Here is a 21,869-nt window from a genome sequence, read left to right as displayed (position 1 = left end):
AGCCCCCGGGAGCGGCGCCGTGCGCCCCTCCCGAGACGGGCAAGATTGTCCGAATGCCGTAAAGGAAGGCTGAACGCGGGGGGCGTCCCGCCGAGGGACCGGGCCGGGTCCGGGGCTCGCGGTCCGAGCGGATGCGCCGCATGCGGATCACCCGCCAAGTCCCGGGCGGATCGACGGAAACTCTTCACTCAATCGGGCGCGGTCAGGCGCGATGCGCGGCTAATCCGTAACATCGAAAAGCCCCGGCAACCGCTTGCCGGAGCTCTCTTTTTCGTCTCAGCGTCCGTCCGGCTCGTTGAGCTGGTCGATCGAGCGGGCGCCGCGCTGCTTGAACAGCAGATCCAGGGCCTCGAGCATCAGGCCGTGCATCTTGGCCCGCTCCGCATGGGCGATGTCGCGCAGCTGATCGTAGACCGGCGGCTCCAGGTAGACCGACATCTGGCGGGCACGCTGCTTCAGGGTGGCGGCGGGGCGCCGCAGCGGGGGCGCGCCGGTGTCGAGCTGGACGATCTCGGCGGTCTGCTGGTGGGGTTTGCCCGATGGGATCGAGGCGGCAACGATGGAGGCGAGACTGAGTTTAGGCGGCTTTGGCATGCTTGCTCACCTGCATGCGCTTCTCGATCCAGCTCCAGAGCTTGCGCACCTCGAAGGCGGCCTGGCCCTTGGGGTTGAACTCGGTGACGCCCTGGCCGACGCCGATGGCGTCCTGGTGGTCGGTGCGGGCGACGATGTTCACGTCCGGCAGGATGCCGAGCACGGCGAGGCCGTCGGCGGCGTCGCGGATGCGGTAGGAGCGCGGCGGGGTCTGGTTCAGCACGAAGGCGAACTTCTTCTCCAGCCGGTAGATCGCCGCCAGGGTCGGCTTGAAGGCGCGCAGATCCGCCGGGGTGGGGCGGCACGGGATGATGCAGAGATCGGCCGCGCGGATCGCCGAGAGGGTGCCGGCGGAATCGACGCCGGGGGTGTCGATGAAGACGTAGTCGTAGGCGGACTCGCGCAGCTGGGCCATCACGCCCTCGATCTGCGTCGCGTCGATCTGCGCCACCTCCGGGCCCTCGGCGGTGCGATGGTCGAGCCAGTCGCTGATCGTGGCCTGGCGGTCCATCTCGAGGATGCAGACCGAGAGGCCGCGCTCCTGGGCGGCGACCGCCAGGGAAATGCAGAGCGTGCTCTTGCCGCTCCCCCCCTTCTGGGTGACGAACGTGATGGCTTTCATCCTGGCATCCCTTCGCGAGCGTCGACGAGTTCGGGTGACGGTGGGGGCGGACGGATCCGGCAGTCTGGATCGCCGGTGGACGAGGCGGTGGCCTTCCGTCCTGTGACCCAAGGATGCTGCGATCCCGGATGTCGCCCATCATGGTTAACCAACGGTTAAGCCCGGCGCGACGGCGGAATCGCGATCAGGCAATCTCAGGTTGCTATTTCGGCCAAGATTCGGCCCGAGACCCTTTCCGCACCCGAACTTCCGCTCTAGGGTGTCCGCACGCCGAGCCCTGGGCGCGGACGGCATGTCAACCTCAGGTCGTCTACACGGATCCGATCCCGCCGGTGCGGAGGCCCATGATGCGATCCCCGCCGCCGGAGACGGAGGCCGATATTCCCGGCGGCCTGCAGGCGGCCCTCGCCGCGTCGGGCGTGGTCGGCGCCTGGGTGCACGACATCTGGGCGGACCGCCTCGTCGTCTCGGCGCCGGTGGCCCGGGCCCTGGGATGGTCGCCGGAGGCGGGCGGGCGCGGCGTGCCGCTGGCGCGCCTCCTCGCCCGCATCCATGACGCGGACCGCGCGCGGGTCGACAACGCCCTGCACGCGGCGATCGCCCGGGGCGGCGCCTTCGCGGTGGCCTTCCGCACCCGCGGACCACGCCGGCGGGATCTTCGCGGGGGGGATCTTCGCGGGGGGGATCTTCGCGGGCTCGACCTGCGCGGACGCATCGAGACCGACGCCGCGGGGCAGCCGGCCCGGGCGCGCGGCATCGTCCTCGCCTGGGCTGAAGATTGGGTCGAAGATCCCGCCAAAGATCCCGCCGAAGATTCTACCGAAGATTCTGCCAGGAACCGCGCGGGCGGGAGCCGGGGCCAGCATGCGGTGAACCGGATGGCCGAGCATGCCATCGCCCTGCGCGGCCTCGCCGACGACCTCGCCGACGACCTCGCCCGGCCCGGCCTGTCGCGGCTCCTCGATCGCCTGATGGTGGAGATCGGCCACGAGCTCGCCCGCCACCTGCGGGAGAGCCCGGACGGCCGGCGGCACTGAACCCGCCCCCACCGGCTCTCGCGCCGGGACCTTGCGCCGGGATCAGCGGGGCAGGGCCGTGGCCTCCCGCGTCGGGGGGACCCGGTGGTTCGCCAGCCCCCGCAGGATCGCGCCGGCTCCGGGCCGCGCCAGGGCCCCGGCATAGGCCGCGATCAGGCCGGCGCAGTCCCGGGCGAGGCGGGCCGGAGGCGCGGGCGCGGCGCTCTCGGCGCGCCCGCCCTGCCCGGCCGCCCGGGCGAGCACGGTCGCGGCCGCGTCGTCGGCGAGAACGTCCTGCGCCGCCAGGAGGTCGCCCTCCCCGCCGATGGCGAGGCAGGCCTGCGGGTCGGCGCTCCGCATCGCCCGCAGGAGGACGCGGCCGGTCGCGACCCAGGTGGCGTCGTCGGCGCCGCGCAGGATGCGGGCGATGGCGCGCCCGGCCCCGGATCGCAGGCGGTCGAGGGCCGCGCCCTCGGGCAGGCCGGCCCGGTAGCCGTCGAGATAGGCGGCCGCGAGGGCGTCGAGGACGTCCCCACGCCCCGCGAGGCCGTTACGCCCCGCGAGGCCGCCCTGCCCCGCGAGGCCGCCCTGCCCCGCGAGGCCCCCGAGAAGCGGCAGCGCGCGCAGGATCGCCGCCCGGGCGCCGGCGGGGCTCGGATCGTCGTCCAGGGTGGAATCGGGGAAGCGGTCGGTGTCGACGAGGGCGGTGGCGACCCGCGCCCGGACCAGGCGGGCGGGCTCGGGGACCCACAGGCTGTCGGAGGCCACGGCGAGGGCCTCGGCGGCGAAGGCCGGGTCGACGCCCGCGGCCACGTAGGCCGCCCGCTCGGCCGAGGCGTCGGCCTGCACGACCTGCCCGAACAGGCCGGGATCGTAGGGCGCATGGAAGCCGAGGCGGCCGTTCGTCAGGAGGTAGCGCTCGGCCCCGCGCACGAAGGCGAGGGTGCAGGCGGAGACGCAGTAATCCGGCACGTAGGTGGCGAGGCCCCGGGCGGCGATGAGGTCGCCGATCGCCGTCGCCTCCTCCACGAGGCCGCCCTCGCTGGTCAGATGGATGCGGGTCACCGCCGGATGGGCGGCGAGGAGGGCGGCGAGGCGCGCGGCCGTCCCCGCCCCGATCTCCCCGGAGAACCGGATGTCGCGTCCCTGCGGGCCGAGGGCGATGCGCGCCGGAGGCCCGGGCACCTGGGTGTGGAAGCGGTCCTCCAGGCGCAGGGACAGGGCGGTGTAGGCCGAGCCGAGGGCCGGAAGCGCCCCGGCCGCTGCCAGAACGGCGCAAAGGGCGGAGCAGCAGGCGGCGGTCAGCAGCATCGCACAGAGCATTCGCGCCAGCCCCTGCCGCCCGGTCCCCTGCCCGCCGAACCTGTCCGCCCGAACCCCGTCCGCCGCCATCCGCAAGCCCTCCCGATCCTGGCGCACGACAGTCATCGTCGCGGCAGGACCGGCCGATTATTGCTCTCGCGAAGTCTCACGCAAACACCCTGCCAGTCCCGGGACAGTCACGCGCCGCGGCAGACTTGGAGGAAAGGGATTTTTGTTGATGTGTCCTGCCCGCAACGGGGGAGGATCACCTGTCGGCCGAGCCGGAGCCCGGACGATCCTTCCCGCGACCGGTCGACGATGTCGCAGGCGGCCTCAGTCCTGTTCGGGCGACCGCAGGAGGTAGGTGTCCATGATCCAGCCGTGCCGGGCGCGGGCGGCCTCGCGGACGGCGCCGATCTCGGCGGCGACGTCGCCGAGGCGGCCCGAGACCAGGATCTCGTCGGCGGTGCCGAGGAAGGCGCCCCAGTAGATGGTCAGGTCCGGGTCGAGGTGGTCGAAGCGGGGCCGGCCGTCGAGCATCACCACGGTGGCGTCGGCGCCCGGGGGCAGGCCGCCGGCGATCTGCCGGCCGGTGGTGATGGTGATCGGCCCGCCGATGCGGTTGAGGGGGATGCGGTGGCCGGCCGCGAGCGCCTGCACGCTGGTGATGCCCGGGATCACCCGGACGGCGAGGTCCAGGGTTCCACGGGCCAGGATGCGGTCGATGATCCGCAGCGTGCTGTCGTAGAGGGAGGGATCGCCCCAGACCAGGATGGCGCCGCAGCCCTCCGGGCCGAGCTCGCGCGCGATCATCGTCGCGTAGAGCGCCGCCCGCGAGGCGTGCCAGGCCTCGACGGTGGCCCCGTAATCGGACGGGTTGCGGTCGCGCTCGGGATCCTGCGCCTCCACGAAGCGGTAGGGCTTCTCCGTGAGGTAGCGGGCGCAGATCTCCCGGCGCAGGTCGACGAGGTCGGCCTTCGCGCGGCCCTTGTCGAGGGCGAAGACCACGTCGGCGGTGTTGAGGGCGCGGATCGCCTGGATCGTCATGTGCTCGGGGTTGCCGGTGCCGATCCCGATCACCAGGAGAGTTCTCATCGCGCGCCGTCCTCCGCTGCCGCCGTCAGGCGGTGCCGCCCGAAGGCGGTGCCTCCGGGCCGCCCGCTTAGAGCATGCGGCGGGGCAGGGGAACCGCCGGCACGAAACCCCGTGCGTTCCCAGGCCCTTAGGGAGTGCCCGGATGTCGCCGGGGTATCGCCCGGCACGCGCTGGGTGAAAACCGGCCTGTCGCCGCCCCGCTGCGTGTGCTATGCCCGCCCTCGACATGACTCGCGTCCGGCACATGGCACTCTGGCTCGCGGCGGTGATCGTCCTGATCGCCGTCGGCCTCATGCCGTCCGGTGCCGAGGCCCATGGCGGCCATCCGCACGCCGCGGGCGCCGCCGCGACCGCCCTCCCCCCGGCCGCTTCGGCCGAGATCCGGCAGCGCGAGACCCGGGCGCTCCTCCCCCAGGCTTCCCTCTCCCAGGCTTCCCTTTCCCAGGCCCCCCTCGGGACGGTCGTTGCGCTGACGGCCTCCCCGAACCGGGGGCTGACCACCGGCGCCTGCGACGGCACCTGCTGCAATGCCGGCTGCCGCAGCCCGAATTCCTGCTGCACCGGGGCCGGGCTCGCCCCGGCCGGCGACGACGCGGCCGGCCCGCGCAAGCCCGGCGACCGTGCCCTGGCGCGCGCCCTCCCCGCCCGGACGGACGTCGTCCCGGAAGCCCTCCCCGAACCGCCCAGATTCGACGCCTGACGCTGCCACGCGTCTCGGCGCCCGCGCCTCCCCAGGGAGGCGCGGGGCCGGAACGCCGTTCCGTGCTCCTCGGCGAAAGAATCCCGGTCCATGTTCCGTTTCCTCGCGACCGCCCTGCGCGCGCTCGCCCTCCTGGTCGCCCTCGCGCTCCCTGCCCTGCCCGTCCTGTCCGGGGCCGCCCTCGCCCATGAGGGCCACGATCACGGCGCGGAGCCGCCGCCGGCACCGGCCGCCACCGCCCCGCGGGCGGAGGCCGTCTCCGAGCGCTTCGAGCTCGTCGCCGTCGTGCAGGGCACCGACCTCGTCCTCTACCTCGACGCCTTCGCCACCAACGCGCCCGTCCCGGAGGCGAGCGTCGCCGTGATGACGCCCGACGGCCGGCGCAAGGCCGCCGAGACCGCGCCCGGCACCTACCGCCTCGCGGCCCCCTGGCTCGCGACCGGGGACGACCACGACCTCGTGGTCGGCGTTTCGGCCGAGGGCCGCACCGACATCCTCAACCTCGATCTCCACCTGCCCGCCCCGGCGGAGGGTCCGGCCGCCGCGCCGTCGGCCTCGAGCGCCGCCACCGGGCTGGCCGACCGCCTCGCCCGGCAGAACCCGGCGGCGCTGGCGGCCGGCGGCTTCCTGATGGGGCTCGGGGTGTTCGCCCTGGCGCGCCGGCGGCGCGCGGGCCAGGTCCTGGTCGCCCTCCTGGCGGTCGGGGCGACGCTGGTGCTCGCCCTGCTCCTCGGCGGCGCGGCGCAGGCCCACGAGGGCCACGGCTCCGACGAGACGGCGCCGCCCGTCACCCCGGCGGCGCTCACCGGCGGCACCCTGATGGAGCGGGCGCGGCGCCTGCCCGACGGCTCGGTCTTCGTGCCGAAGTCGCTCCAGCGCCTGCTGGCCCTGCGCACCGGCCTGACCGCCGAGGCCTCCGTCACCCGCAGCGTCGAACTGCCGGGCCGGATCATCCCCGACCCGAACGCCAGCGGCGTGGTGCAATCCTCCGTCGGCGGCCGGCTGGCGCCGCCGGAGCGGGGCTTTCCCCGCCTCGGCACGCGGGTGGCGCGCGGCGAGGTGCTCGCCACCGTGACCCCGCCGGTCCAGGCGGTGGACGTCTCCGACATGCGCCAGCGCCAGGGCGAGCTCGACCAGCAGATCGCCATCCTGGAGCGCCGGGTCGGGCGCTTCGAGCGGCTCTCCACCACCGGCGCGGTGGCGCAGACCCAGCTGGACGACGCCCGCTCGGAACTCGCCGGCCTGCGGGACCGCCGCAGCGCCCTCGACGCCATCCGGCGCGAGCCCGAATCCCTCGTCGCCCCCGTGGACGGCGTCATCGCCGAGGCGAACGCGGTGGCGGGCGCCATGGCGGCCCCCGGCACGGTGGTCTACCGCATCGTCGATCCGGACAAGCTCTGGGTCGAGGCCCTGAGCTTCGAGGCGCTGGCCGAGGGCAGCCGGGCCACCGCGCGGACGGGCGACGGCGGCACCCTGCAGCTCGCCTATCGCGGCACGGGCCTCGCCGACCGCAACCAGGCGGTGCCGGTCCAGTTCGCGATTCAAGGCGACGGGCGGGGCCTGCGCCTGGGCCAGTTCGTCACCGTGCTGGCCCCCGTGGGCCGGGTCCGCCCCGGCCTGCCTCTGGCGCGCTCCGGCGTCGTGCGGGCGGAGGGCGGCAGCCTCGTCTACGAGCATGTCAGCGCCGAGCGCTTCATGGGCCGCCCGGTGCGGGTGGCGCCCCTGGATGCCGACCGGATGCTGGTGGATGACGGGATCGCGGCCGGGCGCCGCGTCGTCGTCCAGGGCGCCGAACTCCTCGACCAGATCCGCTGAAGGGCCGCCCGATGTTCGAGACCATCGTCGCGCAGTCCCTGCGCAACCGCCTGCTCGTGCTGGCGCTGGCCGCCGCCCTGGTGCTGACCGGGCTCCTCGCCCTCACCCGCCTGCCCGTGGACGTGCTGCCGGACCTGAACCGGCCCACCGTCACGGTGATGACGGAGGCCGAGGGGCTCGCTCCCCCGGAGGTCGAGCAGCGCGTCAGCTACCCGATCGAGACCCGGATGAACGGCCTGCCCGGCGTCACCCGGGTGCGCTCGGTCTCGGGCATCGGCCTGTCCATCGTCACCGTCGAGTTCGCCTGGGACGCCGACCTCTACCGGGCGCGCCAGTTCGTGGCCGAGCGGCTGGCGCTCGCCCGCACCGAACTCCCCGCCGGCGTGATGCCCCAGATGGGGCCGATCTCGTCGATCATGGGCGGCATCCTGCTGGTGGCGGTGACCTCCGAGACCGCGAGCCCGATGAGCTTGCGCGAGACCGCCGACTTCACCATCCGGCCGCGCCTCCTGGCGATCCCCGGGGTGGCGCAGGTCATCCCCATCGGCGGCGAAGTGCGCCAGTTCCGGGTGGCGCCGAACCCCGCCGCCATGCGGGCGCTGGGCGTCACCCATGCCGCCCTGACCCAGGCGCTCGAAGGCTTCGGCACCAATGCGGGCGGCGGCTTCACCGATGCGGGGGCCCGCGAGGTGCTGATCCGCGCCATCGGCCGGACCATCGACCTCGACGACCTGCGCAACCTCGTGGTGGGCACCCCGGGCGGGCCGGTCTACCTGCGGCAGGTGGCGGAGGTGGATTTCGCGCCCCGGCCCCGGCGCGGCGATGGCGGCTACATGGGCAAGTCCGCCGTGATCGTCTCGGTGGAGAAGCAGCCGGGGGTCGACACCGTGCGTCTGACCCGGACCGTGGAAGACGCGCTGGCCCAGCTCGGCCCCAGCCTGCCGCCCGGAATCAAGGCCGACAAGGTGCTGTTCCGGCAGGCGGATTTCATCGAGACCTCCCTGCACAACGTGGTGCAGGTGCTGCTCGAGGCCGTCGCCGTGGTGGCGGTGGTGCTGTTCGCCTTCCTGATGAACGCGCGCACCACCCTGATCTCGCTCACGGCGATCCCGGTCTCGATCCTCGCCACGGCGGCGATCTTCTCCGCCCTGGGGCTGTCCATCAACACGATGACCCTGGGCGGCCTCGCCATCGCCATCGGCGAGCTCGTCGACGACGCGGTGGTGGATGTCGAGAACATCCTGCGCCGCCTGCGCGAGAACCGGCACGAGACCCTGAAGGGGGGGTCGCCCCGCTCGTCCTTCGCGGTGATCGTGGCGGCCTCCAACGAGGTCCGCTCCGGCATCGTGTACGCCACGGTGATCATCTGCCTGGTCTTCGTGCCGCTCTTCGCGCTGTCGGGCATCGAGGGGCGCCTCTTCGCGCCCCTCGGCCAGGCCTACATCATCGCCATCCTGTCGAGCCTTCTCGTCTCGCTCACCCTGACGCCCGCCCTCGCCTCCTGGCTGCTCCCCGGCCTGAAGACCCTGGAGGCGCCGGAGGGCCGGCTGATCCGCTGGCTCAAGGCCGGCAACGGCCGCCTCGTCGGGTTCGCCTTCGGCCACCCGCGCGCCGTGATGGCGGCGGCCGTGCTCGGCGTCGGCGTGGCGGCCTATGCCGCCACCACGCTGCCGCGGGCCTTCCTGCCGCCGTTCAACGAGGGCTCCTTCACCGTCAACCTCGCCTTCACGCCGGGCATCTCGCTCGCCGAATCGAGCCGGATCGGCGCCATCGCCGAGCGGCTGGTGATGGACATCCCGGAGGTGGACCGGGTCGGGCGCCGCACCGGCCGGGCCGAACTCGACGAGCATGCCGAGGGCGTCCATTCCTCGGACCTGGAGGTCGGCCTGAAGCCCGGCGGGCGGCCGCGCGCGGCGATCGTGGCGGACCTGCGGGCCCGCCTCGGGGTGCTGCCGGTCTCGATCAATGTCGGCCAGCCCATCTCGCACCGCCTCGACCACATGCTCTCGGGCGTGCGGGCCGAGATCGCCCTCAAGCTGTTCGGCGAGGACCTCGACGGCCTGCGCCGCACGGCCGAAGCCCTCACGGCCGCGTTCGAGACGATCCCGGGCATCGCCGACCTGTCCATCGAGAAGCAGGTCCGGATCCCGCAGCTGGAGGTCCGGGTCGACTCCGGACGCGCCGCCCTCTACGGCATCGCCCCCGGCGCCGTGGTCGAGGCGGTGAGCCGGCTGGCCAACGGCCGGGTGGTCTCGACCCTGGTGGACGGCCTGCGCCGCTACGACGTCACCCTGCGCCTGCCCGAGTCCGGCCGCTCGGTGGCGGCCCTCCGCGAACTCCTGATCGAGACACCCACCGGCTGGGTCCCGGCCCACGCGCTGGCCGACATCGCCGAGCGCGACGGCCCCAACCAGATCCTGCGCGAGAACGGCCGTCGCCGGCTGGTCGTGCAGGCCAACACCCAGGCGGGCGCGGACGGCTCGGCGGTGGCCGCCGCCATGGTCGAAACCCTGGCGCGGACCACCCTGCCCCAGGGCATCACCGCGAGCCTGGAGGGCGCGTTCCAGGCGCAGGGAGAGGCCACCCGCACCATCGGGCTCCTCAGCCTGGTCTCGCTGGCCCTGGTCTTCGCCCTGCTGGCGAGCCGCTACCGCTCCGGCGTGCTGGCTCTCATCGTCATGGGCAACGTGCCGCTGGCCCTCATCGGCAGCGTCGCGGCGCTCTTCGTCGCCGGGCTGCCCCTCTCGGTGGCCTCGATGATCGGCTTCGTGACGCTGACCGGCATCGTCGCCCGCAACGGCATCCTGAAGATCAGCCACATCCTCAACCTCGGGCTGACCGAGGGCCTGCCCTTCGGACCGGCCCTGGTGCTTCGGGCCAGCAACGAGCGGCTGGTGCCGGTGCTGATGACGGCGCTCGCCGCCGGCATCGCCCTGGTGCCGCTCCTCGTGGACGGCACGGCGCCCGGCAAGGAGATCCTCCACCCCGTCGCGGTGACGATCTTCGGCGGCCTGTTCAGCGCCACCCTCCTCGACGCGGTGCTCACCCCCGTCCTCGTCCTGCGCTTCGGCCAGGGTGCCTTCGCCCGCCTGCAGGCGGCGCAGGCCCCCGCCCCGGCCACGGCCGCGGGCGCCCCCGCCCCGGCCCTCTTCTGACCCCCCGCGAGTCCCCGACGGAGACGAACCCCATGAAGACGAACGCGATGAAGACGAACGCGATGAAGACGCGCTTGACGAAGGCCCGGACGAACGCCGCGGCCGCCTGCTTCGCCGCCCTCGTGGTCCTCGCCGTGGCGGGCGCCGCCCCGGCCGCGGAGGACCACCATCACGACGGCGACGGGCACGACCACGCCCACGGCACGCCGGGCCACCAGCACGCCGCGAAGCCCGCCGGCGCGGCCAAGGCCGGAGCCTCGCCCTCCACCAAGGCGTTCCAGGAAGCCGCCATGCGCATGCACGGCGACATGGAGATCCGGTATTCCGGCGACGTCGACCGCGACTTCGCCGCCGGCATGATCCCGCACCATGCGGGCGCCATCGCCATGGCCCGGGTCGCCCTGCAATACTCGAAGGACCCGGAGGTCCGCGCGCTGGCCGAGAGCATCGTCAAGGCACAGGACACCGAGATCGCGCAGATGAAGGCCATCCTGGCGCGCAAGGAGGCGGAGGCGAAGGCCGCCGCACGCTGAGGACGCCCCCTGGTCGGGCACCGCTCCGGTTCTATCTGGACTCCTTCCAGACAAGCCGGACGGAGGCGTCCCCGCATGAGCTTTCCCATCACGTTGACCGTGAACGGCGCGAGCCGCAGCGTCGTCCTGGAGGATGCGCGCGTCACGCTCCTCGACCTCCTGCGCGAGCGCCTCGACCTCACCGGAGCCAAGAAGGGCTGCGACCGGGGCCAGTGCGGCGCCTGTACCATCCTGCTCGACGGCGTCCGGGTGAATGCCTGCCTGGCGCTGGCCGTCAGCCACGACGGGGCGTCGATCACCACGATCGAGGGCCTCGCCGCGGGCGACGCCCTGCACCCGGTCCAGGCCGCCTTCCTGGAGCATGACGGCTTCCAGTGCGGCTTCTGCACCCCGGGCCAGATCCTCAGCGCGGTCGGGCTGATCCAGGAGGGCCAGACCGGGGGCGACCCCGAGCGGGTGCGCGAGGGCATGAGCGGGAATCTCTGTCGCTGCGGCGCCTATGCGGGCATCACGGAGGCGGTGCTCACCGCCCACACGGCGATGACGGGGCCGGACGTCCTGCCCGGCCGCCAACTCGCGGAGGATGCGGCGTGAAGGCCTTCGACTACATCCGCGCGACCAGCGTCGCCGAGGCGGTGGCCGCCGCCGCCCGGCCGGGGGCCGCCTACCTCGCCGCCGGCACCAACCTCGTCGACCTGATGAAGGGCGGGATCAGCCGGCCCGACGTCCTGGTGGACGTCACCCGCCTGCCCGGCCTCGACCGCATCGAGCGCGGCGCCGACGGATCGACCCGGATCGGCGCCCTGGTGCGCAACGCGACCCTGGCCCACGATCCCGTCATCGCCAAGCGCTACCCGGCGATCGCCGAAGCCCTGCTCTCGGGCGCCTCGGGCCAGCTCCGCAACGCCGCCACCACGGCCGGGAACGTGCTGCAGCGGACCCGCTGCCAGTATTTCTATGACACCGCCAGCGGCTGCAACAAGCGCGACCCCGGCGCCGGCTGCGCGGCGCTGGGCGGCGTCACCCGGAGCCACGCGGTGCTCGGCTGGAGCGCGCACTGCATCGCCACCCACCCGTCCGACTTCTGCGTGCCGCTGGCCGCTCTCGACGCGACCGTCGAGATCGCGGGGCCCGGCGGCACCCGCTCCGTGCCCCTGGAGGCGTTCCACCGCCTGCCGGGCGACACGCCCGAGCGCGAGACCGTGCTGGAAGCGGGCGACCTCGTCGTCGCCGTCACCCTGCCGCCCGAGGCGGAGGCCTTCGCCGGCCACAGCCGCTACCTCAAGGTCCGCGAGCGCACCTCCTACGCCTTCGCGGTGGTCTCGGCGGCGGTGGGTCTGCGGATGGACGGGGACCGGATCGGGCAGGCCCGCATCGCCCTGGGCAGCGTCGCCCTGAAGCCCTGGCGCGCCCGGGCGGCGGAGGACCTGCTGGCCGGTGCCGCCCCCACGCCCGAGGCCTTCGCGAAGGCCGCCGAGGCGGCTCTGGCCGAGGCCAGAGCCTCGGGGGACAACGCCTACAAGATCGAGCTCGCCCGCCGCATCGTGGTCCGCGCGCTCACCCTGGCGGCGGCCGGCACGCCGGACCGCGTCCCCGCGCTGCCGGCGAGCCCCTTCGCCCCGAACCCTTCCGCGCCCAATCCTTCCGCCCCCAGCCCTCTCGCCGGAGCCCCCGTGCATGCCTGAGCGTCAGCGCCACGGCGCCTCCATCGGCCAGCCGCTCACCCGGCGCGACGGCCATGCCAAGATCACCGGAGCGGCCCGCTACAGCGCGGATGTCCGGCCCGAGGGCCTGGCCCACGCCGTGATGGCGGTGAGTTCGGTCGCCCGCGGCCGGGTCACCCATCTCGACGTCGCGGCGGCGGAGGCCCATCCCGGCGTCGTCGCGGTGATGACGCCGCGGAACGCCCCGGCCCTCGCCAAGTCGCCGGACCTGAAGGACAATCCCTTCGCGTTCCGCCTCGACCTCCTGCAGAACGACGGCGTGCGCTACGCCAACCAGCCGATCGCGGTGGTCATCGCCGAGACCCTGGAGGCCGCCACCGAGGGCGCGGCCCTGCTGGCGCCCCGCTACGAATCCGAGAGCGTCAGCGTCGCCCTGGGGGCCGGCGAGATCTTCCGCCCCGAGACCATCGGGGCCGGCTCGGCCACCGACGAGGGCTCGGGCGACCTCGCCGCCGGCATGGCGGCGGCCGAGACCCGGATCGAGGCGACCTACGACACGGCGGCGCAGTACCACAACGCCCTGGAGCCCCATGCCAGCGTGGCGCAGTGGGACGGCGACCGCCTGACCCTCCACACGCCGACCCAGGCGCTCTGGATCGCCAAGGGCCGGCTCGCCGGCCTGTTCGGCATCCCGCAGGAGAAAATCCACGTGGTCTGCCACTATCTCGGCGGCGGCTTCGGCTCGAAGGGCTTCATCGCGGCGCCGCAGATCCTCGGGATCATGGCGGCGAAGCTCGTGGGGCGCCCGGTCAAGCTGGTGACCCGGCGCGAGCAGATGTTCGGCCCGGTCGGCCACCGCGCCGCCACGCGCCAGACCCTGAAGCTCGGCGCCAGCCGGGACGGCACCCTCACGGCCCTCGACCACCACACCCTGACCCTGACGAGCCGGCACGACGACTTCGTGGAGCCCTCCGGCATCCTCTCGCGCCACCTCTACGCGGCGGGGGCGATCGCCACGACGCACGCGGTCTCCCGGGCCGATATCGGCACCCCGATCTTCATGCGGGCCCCCGGCGAGGCCTCGGGCAGCGTCGCGGTGGAGAGCGCGCTGGACGAGCTGGCCCTGGCGCTCGACCTCGACCCCCTGGAGATCCGCCTGCGCAACTACGCGGAGGTCGAGCCGATCACCCACCGGCCCTTCTCCTCGAAGGCCCTGCGCGAATGCTACGCGCAAGGGGCCGCGCGTTTCGGTTGGGCCGCCCGCCCGCGCCAGCCACGCCAGATGCGCGACGCCGACGGGCTCCTGGTCGGCTGGGGCCTCGGCACCGCCACCTACCCGGCCGGAATGATGCAGGGCGAGGCCCGGGCCACGATCCGGGCCGACGGCAGCGCGCTGATCGAGACCGCCGCCCAGGACATGGGCCAGGGCGCCTGGACGGTGCTGGCGCAGATCGGCGCCGACGGGCTCGGCCTCCCGATCGAGCGGGTCGAGCTGCGCATCGGCGATTCGAACCTGCCGAACGGCGGCCTGGCCGGCGGCTCCACCGGCACCGCCACCAGCGGCACGGCGGTGGACAACGCCGCCCGGGGCGCCATCGCGGCCCTGGCGGAGCTCGCCGTCAACGACCGCGCCTCGCCCCTGTACGGGGCCGGCAATGCCGGCGTCACCGCCACCGACGGCCGCCTCGCCCGCCGGGACGACCCCGCCCGCTCCGAATCCTTCGGCGAGATCCTGGCCCGCGCCGGCAGGACCTCCGTGGAGGCCAAGGGCCAGGGCCAGGGCGACCCGGCCGCGCAGAAGACCTACGCGATGCACGCGCACGGGGCGGTCTACGCAGAGGTCAAGGTCGATCCCGACCTCGGCCAGATCCGGGTGACGCGCCTCGTGGGCGCCTTCGCGGCCGGGCGGATCATCAACCCGCACCTCGTGCGCAGCCAGTATTACGGCGGCATGATCTGGGGCGTGTCCCTGGCCCTGCACGAGCACGCGCTGCTCGATCCGCGCTCCGGCCGGGTGATGAACGGGAATCTCGCCGAGTACCACATCCCGGTGAACGCCGATGTGCCCGCCATGGAGGCGATCCTGGTGGAGGAGCACGACCCGCACGTGAACCCGCTGGGCGTCAAGGGGGTGGGCGAGATCGGCATCACCGGCACGGCCGGCGCCATCGCCAACGCGGTCTGGCACGCCACCGGCGTGCGGGTGCGCGACATCCCCATCACCCTCGACCGGCTGCTGGGGTGAGGCGGCGGGCGCCGGGGCCCCCGGCGCCTATTCGCGGATCAGCGTGCCGGAATAGACCACCGGTCCGGTCGGCTGGCCGGTGGGCGAACCGCCCGCCGGCTCGACGGAGACCGCGAAGGTGCCGCCCGCCAGCGCGTCGGCCGCGGCCGGCAGCACCCGCGCCCTGTCCAGCACCTTGTTGTCCAGCATTTTGGGGTCGGTGCCCACGAGGCCGAGGGTCTTCGGGGCCGCGCCGGCGCCGACGTACCAGAGTTCCAGGCTGTGCCCGGCCGGGGCCTGCACGCCCACAGGGCGCACCCGGGCGGTCCCGGCCCGCGTGTCGATGCTGACGAGGAGCGCCGGGGCCTCGCCGCCGCGGCTGACCACCGCGACGTAGCGCCCGTCGTCCGCGCCGGTGCCCGGGCGCGGTCCGCCGACGGCGATGAACAGCGCGAGCCCCGCCGCCAGGGCGGCCGCCGTGCCGGCCGCCAGGCGCCAGCGCCGCAGGGCCCCCTGCAGGGCGCCGAGGCGGTCGTCGTTGGCGGCGGCCCCGAGACCGCCGCCCGGGTGGAGGGGCGTCGCCGCGGCCGGACGCGGCTCGTCCGCCGCGAGCCGCCGGGCGATCCCCGGCCAGACATCCGGCCCCGGCACGACCTCGGGCGCCCCGAGGGCGAGGGGTGCCAGGCGCCGTTCCCAGGCGTCCCGCGCCGCCCGGGCGGCGGGGTCCACGGCGAGTTCGAGATCCACCGCCGCCCGCTCGGGCAGGGGCAGGGTGCCGAGCACGTACTCGGCGAGACGCAGGTCGCGCTCCTCCGGATCGGGGGTCATGGGGCACCGTCCAGGCAGCCGCGCAGGGTCGCGAGGCCGCGATGCAGCCAGGTCTTGATGGTGCTCACGGGGCGGTCGTAGCGCAGGGCGAGCTCCTCCCGGGACTGGCCCTCGCAATAGGCCAGCACGATGCAGTCGCGGTGCAGCGCCTCGAGCCGCCCGAGGCAGGCCTGCAGGGCGTTGCGCCCGAGGATCGTGCCCTCGCTGTCGTGGGGGTCGGCCAGCCGCTCCACCCAATCCTCCCCGTCCCCGGTGTCCGGCCCCTGCGTCTCGCTCCGCCGCCGCACCCCGTCGATCGCCCGGTTGCGGGCGATGGTGCAGAGCCAGGCCAGCGGCCGTCCGGCCGCCGGGCTGTAGGAGGCGGCCTTCTGCCAGATGCGCAGGAACACGTCCTGCAGCACGTCCTCGGCCATGCCGCGATCGGACTGGATACGCAGGACGACGCCGAGAAGTTTCGGGGCCGTCCGATCATAGAGGGTCCGCAGGGCGGCCTCGTCGCGCCGGGCGATCCGCGCGATCAGGTCGGCCAGGACCGCCTCGGTGCGCGCGGCCTCGTCCGCCGGGGAATCGTCACGCGGGGGACCATCTTGCGAAGGACCGTCTTGCACAGGACTTGCACCCAGGGGACTTGCACGCAACGGCTGGGCTTCCTCTGTGTCCGGCGCGCGCGGGATCGGTCCGGCGACGGCCCCCGCGGGTGGGGCCGTCTCAACACAGGTTAACCGAGGCGGCGCCCCTGCGCCACTGCGCGCGCCTCAGCGGCGCTCGTAGAGCAGGCGGGCGCGGATGGTGCCCTCCAGCGCCCGGATCTCCTCCAGCAGGCTCTCGGCATCGGCATCGGTGACGTCGGTCTCCACCACCACGTAACCGACCTCGCCGTCGGTCTGGTAGAACTGCGCCGCGATGTTCACCCCGCGCCGGGCGAAGGTGTCGTTGAGGCGCCCCAGCATGCCCGGGATGTTGCGCTGGACGTGGATCAGGCGGGTGCCGGTGGGACGGGCGGGCAGCTGCACCTGCGGGAAGTTCACGGTGCCGACCGTCGAGCCGATGTCGGAATAATCGACCAGCTTGCGCGCCACCTCGGAGCCGATGCGCTCCTGCGCCTCCTCGGTCGAGCCGCCGATATGCGGCGTCAGGATCACGTTGGGCAGGCCCTGGAGGGGGCTGACGAAGCGCTCCTGGTTGGAGCCGGGCTCCACCGGGAACACGTCCACGGCGGCCCCCCGCAGGTGGCCGTCGCGCAGGGCGCCCGCCAGGGCGTCGAGGTCGACCACGGTGCCGCGGGCGTTGTTGATCAGGAAGGCGCCGGGCTTCATCGCCCGGATCTCGGCCTCGCCGATCATGTTGTGGGTCTCAGGCGTCTCCGGCACGTGGAGGGAGACCACGTCGCTCTGGGCCAGCAGGGTCTCCAGGCTGTCGGTGGGCTCGGTGTTGCCGTGGCGCAGCTTGTCGGTCTGGTCGTAGAACACCACCCGCATGCCCATCGCCTCGGCCAGGGTCGAGAGCTGCGAGCCGATATTGCCGTAGCCGACGATGCCCAGCGTCTTGCCGCGCACCTCCTGCGAGCCGGTGGCGGACTTGTCCCACTCGCCCGCATGGGCGCCCACCGAGCGCGGCACGATCCGGCGCAGCAGCATCACGATCTCGCCGATCACCAGCTCGGCCACCGAGCGGGTGTTCGAGTAGGGCGCGTTGAAGACCGGGATGCCCCGGTGGCGGGCGGCCTCGAGGTCGACCTGGTTGGTGCCCACCGAGAAGCAGCCCACCGCCAGCAGGCGCTCGCCATGGGCCAGGGCCGCGGCGTCGAGCTGGGTGCGCGAGCGGATGCCGAGGATGTGCGTGCCCTTCAGGGCCTCGTGCAGGGCCTCCCGGTCCAGGGCCTTGGCCACGCGCACGACGTTGGTGTAGCCGGCGGCGGCGAACAGCTCGGCGGCGCTGTCGTTGATGCCTTCGAGCAGCAGGACGCGGATCTTGTCCTTCGGGAAGGAGAGTCTTTCGGCCATGGTCGTGTTCTTCTCGGATCTCGCGCCCGTGGCGGGCGGATGGGGCGCCGGACCCGAAGGCCGCGCGACGCGATCGGGACCGTGACGCCAGGGCCCGAATGGGCCGTGTGAGAGGCCAGTTCACGGGTCCGGTCAAGGCCCGGTCTTGAACATCGGGAGCGATTGTCAGGCCGCCCCCTTGACCCGGCGGGCCGGCGCCGGAATGCCGGGGCGACCCGTTTCCCGGGCCGTCCGGCCCGGGCCGGACCGCCAGCACGAGGAGCCCTCCGATGAGCCAGACGCGCGCACAGGCCGACCTCCTCGGCCGGCTGGAGGCCAGCCTCGGCCGGGGCGGCCTGCTGACGGATGCGGACGACCTGGCGCCCTACGCGGTCGACTGGCGCCGCCTGTTCCCGGGTCGCCCGGCGGCGGTGGCGCGCCCGACCCGCACGGCCGAGGTCGCCGCCGTGATGGCGGCCTGCCACGCCGCCGGCGTCGCGGTGGTGCCCCAGGGGGGACATACCGGCCTTGCGGGGGGCGCAACCCCGGACGCCTCCGGCGGCCAGGTGGTGCTGTCGCTCGCCCGCATGAACGCGATCCGCCGGGTCGACCCCCTGGGACTGACCCTGGAGGCGGAGGCCGGCTGCATCCTCAAGGTGGCGCAGGACGCGGCGGAGGCGGAAGGCCGCCTCCTCCCCGTCAGCCTGGCGGCGGAGGGCTCGGCCATGCTCGGCGGCGTCATCGCCACCAATGCGGGCGGCCTCAACGTCCTGCGCTACGGCATGACCCGCAACCTCGTCCTCGGCCTCGAGGTGGTGCTCGCCGACGGGACCGTGGTCGACGGCCTCCGGGCCCTGCGCAAGGACAATGCGGGCTACGACTGGAAGCAGCTCTTCATCGGCAGCGAGGGCACGCTCGGCATCGTCACCGCCGCCATCCTGCGCCTCGTGCCGCGCCCGCGCCACACCGCCACGGCGCTCCTGGCGGTGCCGGACCCGGCGGCGGCCCTGCGCCTGCTCCGGGCGGCCCAGGACGCCCTGGGCGACACCATCCAGGCCTTCGAGCTGATCGCGGGCGAGTCCCTCGCCCTGGTGGCCGAGCATGCCGGCCTCGCGAGCCCGATCGGGCCGGCCCCCTGGACCGTGCTGATGGAGGCGGGCTCGAGCCTCGCGGGCCTGCGCGAGGCGGTGGAGACGCTGCTCGGCGAGGCCCTGGAGCGGGGCGACGCCACCGACGGCGTGCTCGCCGAATCCGGCCAGCAGGCGGCCGCCCTCTGGGCCCTGCGCGAGCACATCACCGAGGCCGAGGCCCGGGCCGGCAAGAGCGTCAAGCACGACGTCTCGGTGCCGATCCCGGCGATCCCGGACTTCCTGGCGGCGGCGGGCGAGGCCCTGGCGGCGGGCGCCCCGGGCACCCGGCCGAACATCTTCGGCCACATGGGCGACGGCAACATCCACTACAACGTGATCATCGGACCCGGGCACGAATCGGACGCCATCAACCGCATCGTCCACGACGCGGTGGCGCGCTTCGGCGGCAGCATCTCGGCCGAGCACGGCATCGGCCAGTACCGGGTCGACGAGCTCGTCCGCCACCGCCGGCCGGAGGAGATGGCGCTGGCCCGCCGGATCAAGGGCGCCCTCGACCCGCAGGGCCTGCTCAACCCCGGCAAGGTGCTGCGCGCTCGCCCCTGAGTTAGGGCGGGGCCGGCGGACGACGCGCGGGTGTCGCGGCCCCGAGACTGTCGGAATCCGAGCCGGCGACCTATCTCCCGTCTCAACGACCCGACACGACGGCAGGAAAGACGCTCCCATGGCCTCGCCCGGAGACTGGAAGATCCCCGCATCCGCCCAGCCCAAGGCCGCCGATTACGGCTACGACCTCGAGCAGGCGCTCACCGCCGTCGTGGCTCTCTCGACGCGGGTACCGCCGGAGGCCTTCACCGCCGAGACCCTGGGCACCGAGCGGGCGGGCAACGGTGTCGTCATCGGCGAGGACGGCCTCGTCCTCACCATCGGCTACCTCGTGACCGAGGCGGACTCCGTCTGGCTCACCACCCATGACGGGCGCTCCGTGCCCGGCCACGTGGTCGGCTTCGACGCCGTCACCGGCTTCGGCCTGGTCCAGGCGCTCGGCGACCTCCGGCTGAAGCCCCTGAAGCTCGGCCGCTCCGCCCCGGTGCGCATCGGCGACCGGGCGGTGATGGCCGGGGTCGGCGGCCGGGCGCGCAGCCTCGCCGTGGAGATCGTCGCCCGCCAGGAATTCGCCGGCTACTGGGAATACGTCCTCGACGAGGCCCTGTTCACCGCCCCCTCGCACCCGCACTGGGGCGGGGCGGCGCTGATCGGGCCGGACGGGTCGCTCCTCGGCATCGGCTCGCTGCAGCTGCAGCAGGGCGGCACCGCCGGGCCGAAGACCATCAACATGATCGTGCCGATCGACCTCCTGACCCCGATCCTCGACGACCTCACCGCCCGGGGCCGCGTCGACCGGCCGGTGCGCCCCTGGCTCGGCCTCTATGCCAGCGACGGCGAGGAGGCCGTGGTGGTGATGGGGCTCGCCGACGACGGCCCCGCCGAGGCGGCGGACCTGCGCCCGGGCGACGTCATCGTGGCGGTGGCGGGCGAGCCCGTGGCCGACCTGGCCGGCTTCTTCCGGCAGGTCTGGGCCCTGGGCGAGGCCGGCGTGCGGGTGCCCCTGACGATCCGGCGCGACGGCAAGACCCTCAAGCTCTCGGTGACCTCCTCGGACCGCGAGCGCTTCCTGGTCTCGCCCCAGCTCCACTGATCCGGGGCTCCCGGATCGGGGCCTCCATTGATCGAAGTCCCCGGCGGGTTTATCCCGGGCCGATGACGGACAGCCCTATCCATATCGTCGGCGGCGGCCTCGCCGGGTCGGAAGCCGCCTGGCAGATCGCCGAGAGCGGCCACGCCGTGGTGCTCCACGAGATGCGCCCGGTGCGCGGCACCGAGGCCCATCACGGGGGCGACTTCGCCGAACTCGTCTGCTCGAACTCGTTCCGCTCGGACGACGCCAACGGCAACGCCGTCGGGCTCCTGCACCAGGAGATGCGCACCCTCGGCTCGCTGATCCTGCGCGCGGCCGACGCGCACCAGGTTCCCGCCGGCGGGGCGCTCGCCGTCGACCGCGAGGGCTTCGCCAGGGCCGTCACCGCGGCGATCGAGGCCCATCCCCGCATCCGGATCGTGCGCGAGGAGGTCGAGGGCCTGCCGCCCGAGGCCTGGGGCCGGACCATCATCGCCACGGGCCCCCTCACCGCGCCCACGCTGGCGCAGGCGATCCGTGCGTTGACCGGGGCCGAGTCCCTGGCCTTCTTCGACGCGATCGCGCCGATCGTGCACCGCGACTCCATCGACATGGGCAAGGCTTGGTTCCAGTCGCGCTACGACAAGGTCGGGCCCGGCGGCACCGGCGCCGACTACATCAACTGCCCGATGGACCGGGCGCAGTACGACGGCTTCATCCAGGCGCTCGTCGAAGGCGACAAGATCGGCTTCAAGGAGTGGGAGGCCTCGACCCCCTACTTCGACGGCTGCCTGCCGATCGAGGTCATGGCCGAGCGCGGCCCCGAGACCCTGCGCCACGGCCCGATGAAGCCGGTGGGCCTCACCAACCCGCACGACCCCACCGTGAAGGCCTGCGCCATCGTCCAGCTGCGCCAGGACAACGCCCTCGGCACCCTCTACAACATGGTCGGCTTCCAGACGAAGCTGACCTATTCCGAGCAGGTCCGGGTGTTCCGCACGATCCCGGGCCTGGAGAACGCCGAGTTCGCGCGCCTGGGCGGCCTCCACCGCAACACCTATCTCGACAGCCCGCGTCTCCTCGACGCGACCCTGCGCCTGAAGGCGCGGCCGTCCTTACGCTTCGCCGGCCAGATCACCGGCTGCGAGGGCTACGTGGAGAGCGCCGCCATCGGCCTGATGGCCGGCCGCTTCGCCGTGGCCGAGGCGCGCGGGGAGGCGCTCCAGCCCCTCCCCGCCACCACGGCGCTCGGCGCCCTGATCGGCCACATCACCGGCGGCCACATCGCGGCCGAGGAGGCCGGCGCCCCGCGCTCGTTCCAGCCGATGAACGTGAATTTCGGCCTGTTCCCGCCCCTCGACCACGCGCCCAAGGGCGAGGGCGGCAAGCGCCTGAAGGGACCCGAGAAGGCGGTGGCCAAGAAGAAGGCCCTCACCGACAGGGCCCGGGCCGACCTCGCGGCCTGGCTCGGCCACGGACCGGCGCAGATCGCGGCCGAGTAGGGAGCGCGCCGCGGCGCCCCGAACACGCCGCCCGCATTGAAACCGCTCCGCCCCTCCCCCGCCCTAGCGGC

General features: G+C 73.9%; 18 protein-coding genes. 11 read left to right on the top strand and 7 right to left on the bottom strand.

Features of this window, described 5'->3' with window-relative positions; translation table 11 throughout:
* Positions 1-276 precede the first annotated feature (276 nt).
* Together AC1MGR_RS14220 and AC1MGR_RS14215 are read right to left on the bottom strand one after the other, a co-directional pair.
* The gene (locus AC1MGR_RS14220) at positions 277-594 is read right to left on the bottom strand and encodes a ribbon-helix-helix domain-containing protein (RefSeq protein WP_480232017.1); all 318 of its coding nucleotides are present in this window, start codon (positions 592-594) and stop codon (positions 277-279) included.
* A complete protein-coding gene (locus AC1MGR_RS14215) occupies positions 578-1,216 on the bottom strand; it encodes a ParA family protein (protein WP_055949176.1) in 639 nt (212 codons plus the stop codon). Before AC1MGR_RS14215 ends, AC1MGR_RS14220 begins: the two co-directional genes overlap by 17 nt.
* A 344-nt stretch (positions 1,217-1,560) precedes the next feature.
* On the opposite strand from AC1MGR_RS14215, the gene AC1MGR_RS14210 reads away from it, so the two are divergent.
* Positions 1,561-2,253, top strand: a complete 693-nt coding sequence (locus AC1MGR_RS14210; protein WP_480232016.1) for a PAS domain-containing protein — start codon at positions 1,561-1,563, stop codon at positions 2,251-2,253.
* Positions 2,254-2,295: 42 nt separating this feature from the next.
* Here AC1MGR_RS14210 and AC1MGR_RS14205 read toward each other — a convergent pair whose 3' ends face one another.
* Positions 2,296-3,651, bottom strand: a complete 1,356-nt coding sequence (locus AC1MGR_RS14205) for a hypothetical protein (RefSeq protein WP_480232015.1) — start codon at positions 3,649-3,651, stop codon at positions 2,296-2,298.
* 216 nt (positions 3,652-3,867) lie between these two features.
* The gene (cobF, locus tag AC1MGR_RS14200) at positions 3,868-4,629 is read right to left on the bottom strand and encodes a precorrin-6A synthase (deacetylating) (RefSeq protein ID WP_480232014.1); all 762 of its coding nucleotides are present in this window, start codon (positions 4,627-4,629) and stop codon (positions 3,868-3,870) included.
* A 244-nt stretch (positions 4,630-4,873) separates the two neighbouring features.
* Here cobF and AC1MGR_RS14195 point away from each other — a divergent pair, with 244 nt between their 5' ends.
* The 7 genes from AC1MGR_RS14195 to AC1MGR_RS14165 all read left to right on the top strand — a co-directional run bounded on the left by AC1MGR_RS14195 (position 4,874) and on the right by AC1MGR_RS14165 (position 14,741).
* A complete protein-coding gene (locus AC1MGR_RS14195; RefSeq protein ID WP_480232013.1) occupies positions 4,874-5,329 on the top strand; it encodes a hypothetical protein in 456 nt (151 codons plus the stop codon).
* 90 nt (positions 5,330-5,419) lie between these two features.
* On the top strand, positions 5,420-7,144 hold the full coding sequence (locus AC1MGR_RS14190) for an efflux RND transporter periplasmic adaptor subunit (protein WP_480232012.1): 1,725 nt from the start codon (positions 5,420-5,422) through the stop codon (positions 7,142-7,144).
* 11 nt (positions 7,145-7,155) lie between these two features.
* Positions 7,156-10,299, top strand: a complete 3,144-nt coding sequence (locus AC1MGR_RS14185; RefSeq protein ID WP_480232011.1) for an efflux RND transporter permease subunit — start codon at positions 7,156-7,158, stop codon at positions 10,297-10,299.
* Between the two features lie 62 nt (positions 10,300-10,361).
* Positions 10,362-10,832 (top strand): CopM family metallochaperone, encoded by a 471-nt coding sequence (gene copM, locus AC1MGR_RS14180; RefSeq protein ID WP_480234799.1) that lies wholly within the window; start codon positions 10,362-10,364, stop codon positions 10,830-10,832.
* Positions 10,833-10,907: 75 nt separating this feature from the next.
* Positions 10,908-11,426: a (2Fe-2S)-binding protein gene (locus tag AC1MGR_RS14175; protein ID WP_480232010.1), complete on the top strand. Its 519-nt coding sequence runs from the start codon at positions 10,908-10,910 to the stop codon at positions 11,424-11,426.
* Positions 11,423-12,517, top strand: coding sequence for an FAD binding domain-containing protein (locus AC1MGR_RS14170; protein ID WP_108036165.1), 1,095 nt, complete (start codon positions 11,423-11,425; stop codon positions 12,515-12,517). Before AC1MGR_RS14175 ends, AC1MGR_RS14170 begins: the two co-directional genes overlap by 4 nt.
* Positions 12,510-14,741, top strand: a complete 2,232-nt coding sequence (locus AC1MGR_RS14165; protein ID WP_480232009.1) for a xanthine dehydrogenase family protein molybdopterin-binding subunit — start codon at positions 12,510-12,512, stop codon at positions 14,739-14,741. Before AC1MGR_RS14170 ends, AC1MGR_RS14165 begins: the two co-directional genes overlap by 8 nt.
* A 27-nt stretch (positions 14,742-14,768) precedes the next feature.
* On the opposite strand, the gene AC1MGR_RS14160 is transcribed toward AC1MGR_RS14165, so the two are convergent.
* From AC1MGR_RS14160 to serA, 3 genes are all read right to left on the bottom strand, one after another.
* Positions 14,769-15,548: an anti-sigma factor gene (locus AC1MGR_RS14160; protein ID WP_480232008.1), complete on the bottom strand. Its 780-nt coding sequence runs from the start codon at positions 15,546-15,548 to the stop codon at positions 14,769-14,771.
* Positions 15,545-16,078 carry a sigma-70 family RNA polymerase sigma factor gene (locus tag AC1MGR_RS14155; protein WP_108036389.1) on the bottom strand — a complete coding sequence of 178 codons (534 nt, stop codon included), beginning with the start codon at positions 16,076-16,078 and terminating at the stop codon, positions 15,545-15,547. Before AC1MGR_RS14155 ends, AC1MGR_RS14160 begins: the two co-directional genes overlap by 4 nt.
* Positions 16,079-16,303: 225 nt before the next feature.
* The gene (gene serA, locus AC1MGR_RS14150) at positions 16,304-17,551 is read right to left on the bottom strand and encodes a phosphoglycerate dehydrogenase (protein ID WP_108036171.1); all 1,248 of its coding nucleotides are present in this window, start codon (positions 17,549-17,551) and stop codon (positions 16,304-16,306) included.
* Positions 17,552-17,820: 269 nt separating this feature from the next.
* Here serA and AC1MGR_RS14145 point away from each other — a divergent pair, with 269 nt between their 5' ends.
* The 3 genes from AC1MGR_RS14145 to trmFO all read left to right on the top strand — a co-directional run bounded on the left by AC1MGR_RS14145 (position 17,821) and on the right by trmFO (position 21,798).
* Positions 17,821-19,224 carry an FAD-binding oxidoreductase gene (locus AC1MGR_RS14145; protein ID WP_480232007.1) on the top strand — a complete coding sequence of 468 codons (1,404 nt, stop codon included), beginning with the start codon at positions 17,821-17,823 and terminating at the stop codon, positions 19,222-19,224.
* Positions 19,225-19,342: 118 nt separating this feature from the next.
* Entirely contained in the window at positions 19,343-20,317 is a 975-nt protein-coding gene (locus tag AC1MGR_RS14140) for a S1C family serine protease (protein WP_108036175.1), read from the top strand.
* A gap of 62 nt (positions 20,318-20,379) precedes the next feature.
* Complete coding sequence (gene trmFO / locus AC1MGR_RS14135; protein WP_108036177.1) at positions 20,380-21,798, top strand: methylenetetrahydrofolate--tRNA-(uracil(54)-C(5))-methyltransferase (FADH(2)-oxidizing) TrmFO; 1,419 nt, start codon at positions 20,380-20,382, stop codon at positions 21,796-21,798.
* Positions 21,799-21,869: the final 71 nt, after the last annotated feature.

The organism is Methylobacterium sp. BI1 (assembly GCF_056680125.1).
The sequence above is the reverse complement of the archived record's forward strand: the minus strand, read 5'-3'. Positions and strand labels throughout refer to the sequence as shown.

What these genes read in the sequence shown, in the direction of transcription:
- AC1MGR_RS14175 (WP_480232010.1), top strand. Translation starts at nt 10,908, where the DNA reads ATGAGCTTTCCCATCACGTTGACCGTGAACGGCGCGAGCCGCAGCGTC.
- copM (WP_480234799.1), top strand. Translation starts at nt 10,362, where the DNA reads ATGAAGACGCGCTTGACGAAGGCCCGGACGAACGCCGCGGCCGCCTGC.
- AC1MGR_RS14160 (WP_480232008.1), bottom strand. Translation starts at nt 15,548, where the DNA reads ATGACCCCCGATCCGGAGGAGCGCGACCTGCGTCTCGCCGAGTACGTG.
- AC1MGR_RS14185 (WP_480232011.1), top strand. Translation starts at nt 7,156, where the DNA reads ATGTTCGAGACCATCGTCGCGCAGTCCCTGCGCAACCGCCTGCTCGTG.
- AC1MGR_RS14195 (WP_480232013.1), top strand. Translation starts at nt 4,874, where the DNA reads ATGGCACTCTGGCTCGCGGCGGTGATCGTCCTGATCGCCGTCGGCCTC.
- serA (WP_108036171.1), bottom strand. Translation starts at nt 17,551, where the DNA reads ATGGCCGAAAGACTCTCCTTCCCGAAGGACAAGATCCGCGTCCTGCTG.
- AC1MGR_RS14140 (WP_108036175.1), top strand. Translation starts at nt 19,343, where the DNA reads ATGGCCTCGCCCGGAGACTGGAAGATCCCCGCATCCGCCCAGCCCAAG.
- AC1MGR_RS14190 (WP_480232012.1), top strand. Translation starts at nt 5,420, where the DNA reads ATGTTCCGTTTCCTCGCGACCGCCCTGCGCGCGCTCGCCCTCCTGGTC.
- AC1MGR_RS14165 (WP_480232009.1), top strand. Translation starts at nt 12,510, where the DNA reads ATGCCTGAGCGTCAGCGCCACGGCGCCTCCATCGGCCAGCCGCTCACC.
- AC1MGR_RS14210 (WP_480232016.1), top strand. Translation starts at nt 1,561, where the DNA reads ATGATGCGATCCCCGCCGCCGGAGACGGAGGCCGATATTCCCGGCGGC.
- AC1MGR_RS14215 (WP_055949176.1), bottom strand. Translation starts at nt 1,216, where the DNA reads ATGAAAGCCATCACGTTCGTCACCCAGAAGGGGGGGAGCGGCAAGAGC.
- trmFO (WP_108036177.1), top strand. Translation starts at nt 20,380, where the DNA reads ATGACGGACAGCCCTATCCATATCGTCGGCGGCGGCCTCGCCGGGTCG.
- cobF (WP_480232014.1), bottom strand. Translation starts at nt 4,629, where the DNA reads ATGAGAACTCTCCTGGTGATCGGGATCGGCACCGGCAACCCCGAGCAC.
- AC1MGR_RS14145 (WP_480232007.1), top strand. Translation starts at nt 17,821, where the DNA reads ATGAGCCAGACGCGCGCACAGGCCGACCTCCTCGGCCGGCTGGAGGCC.
- AC1MGR_RS14220 (WP_480232017.1), bottom strand. Translation starts at nt 594, where the DNA reads ATGCCAAAGCCGCCTAAACTCAGTCTCGCCTCCATCGTTGCCGCCTCG.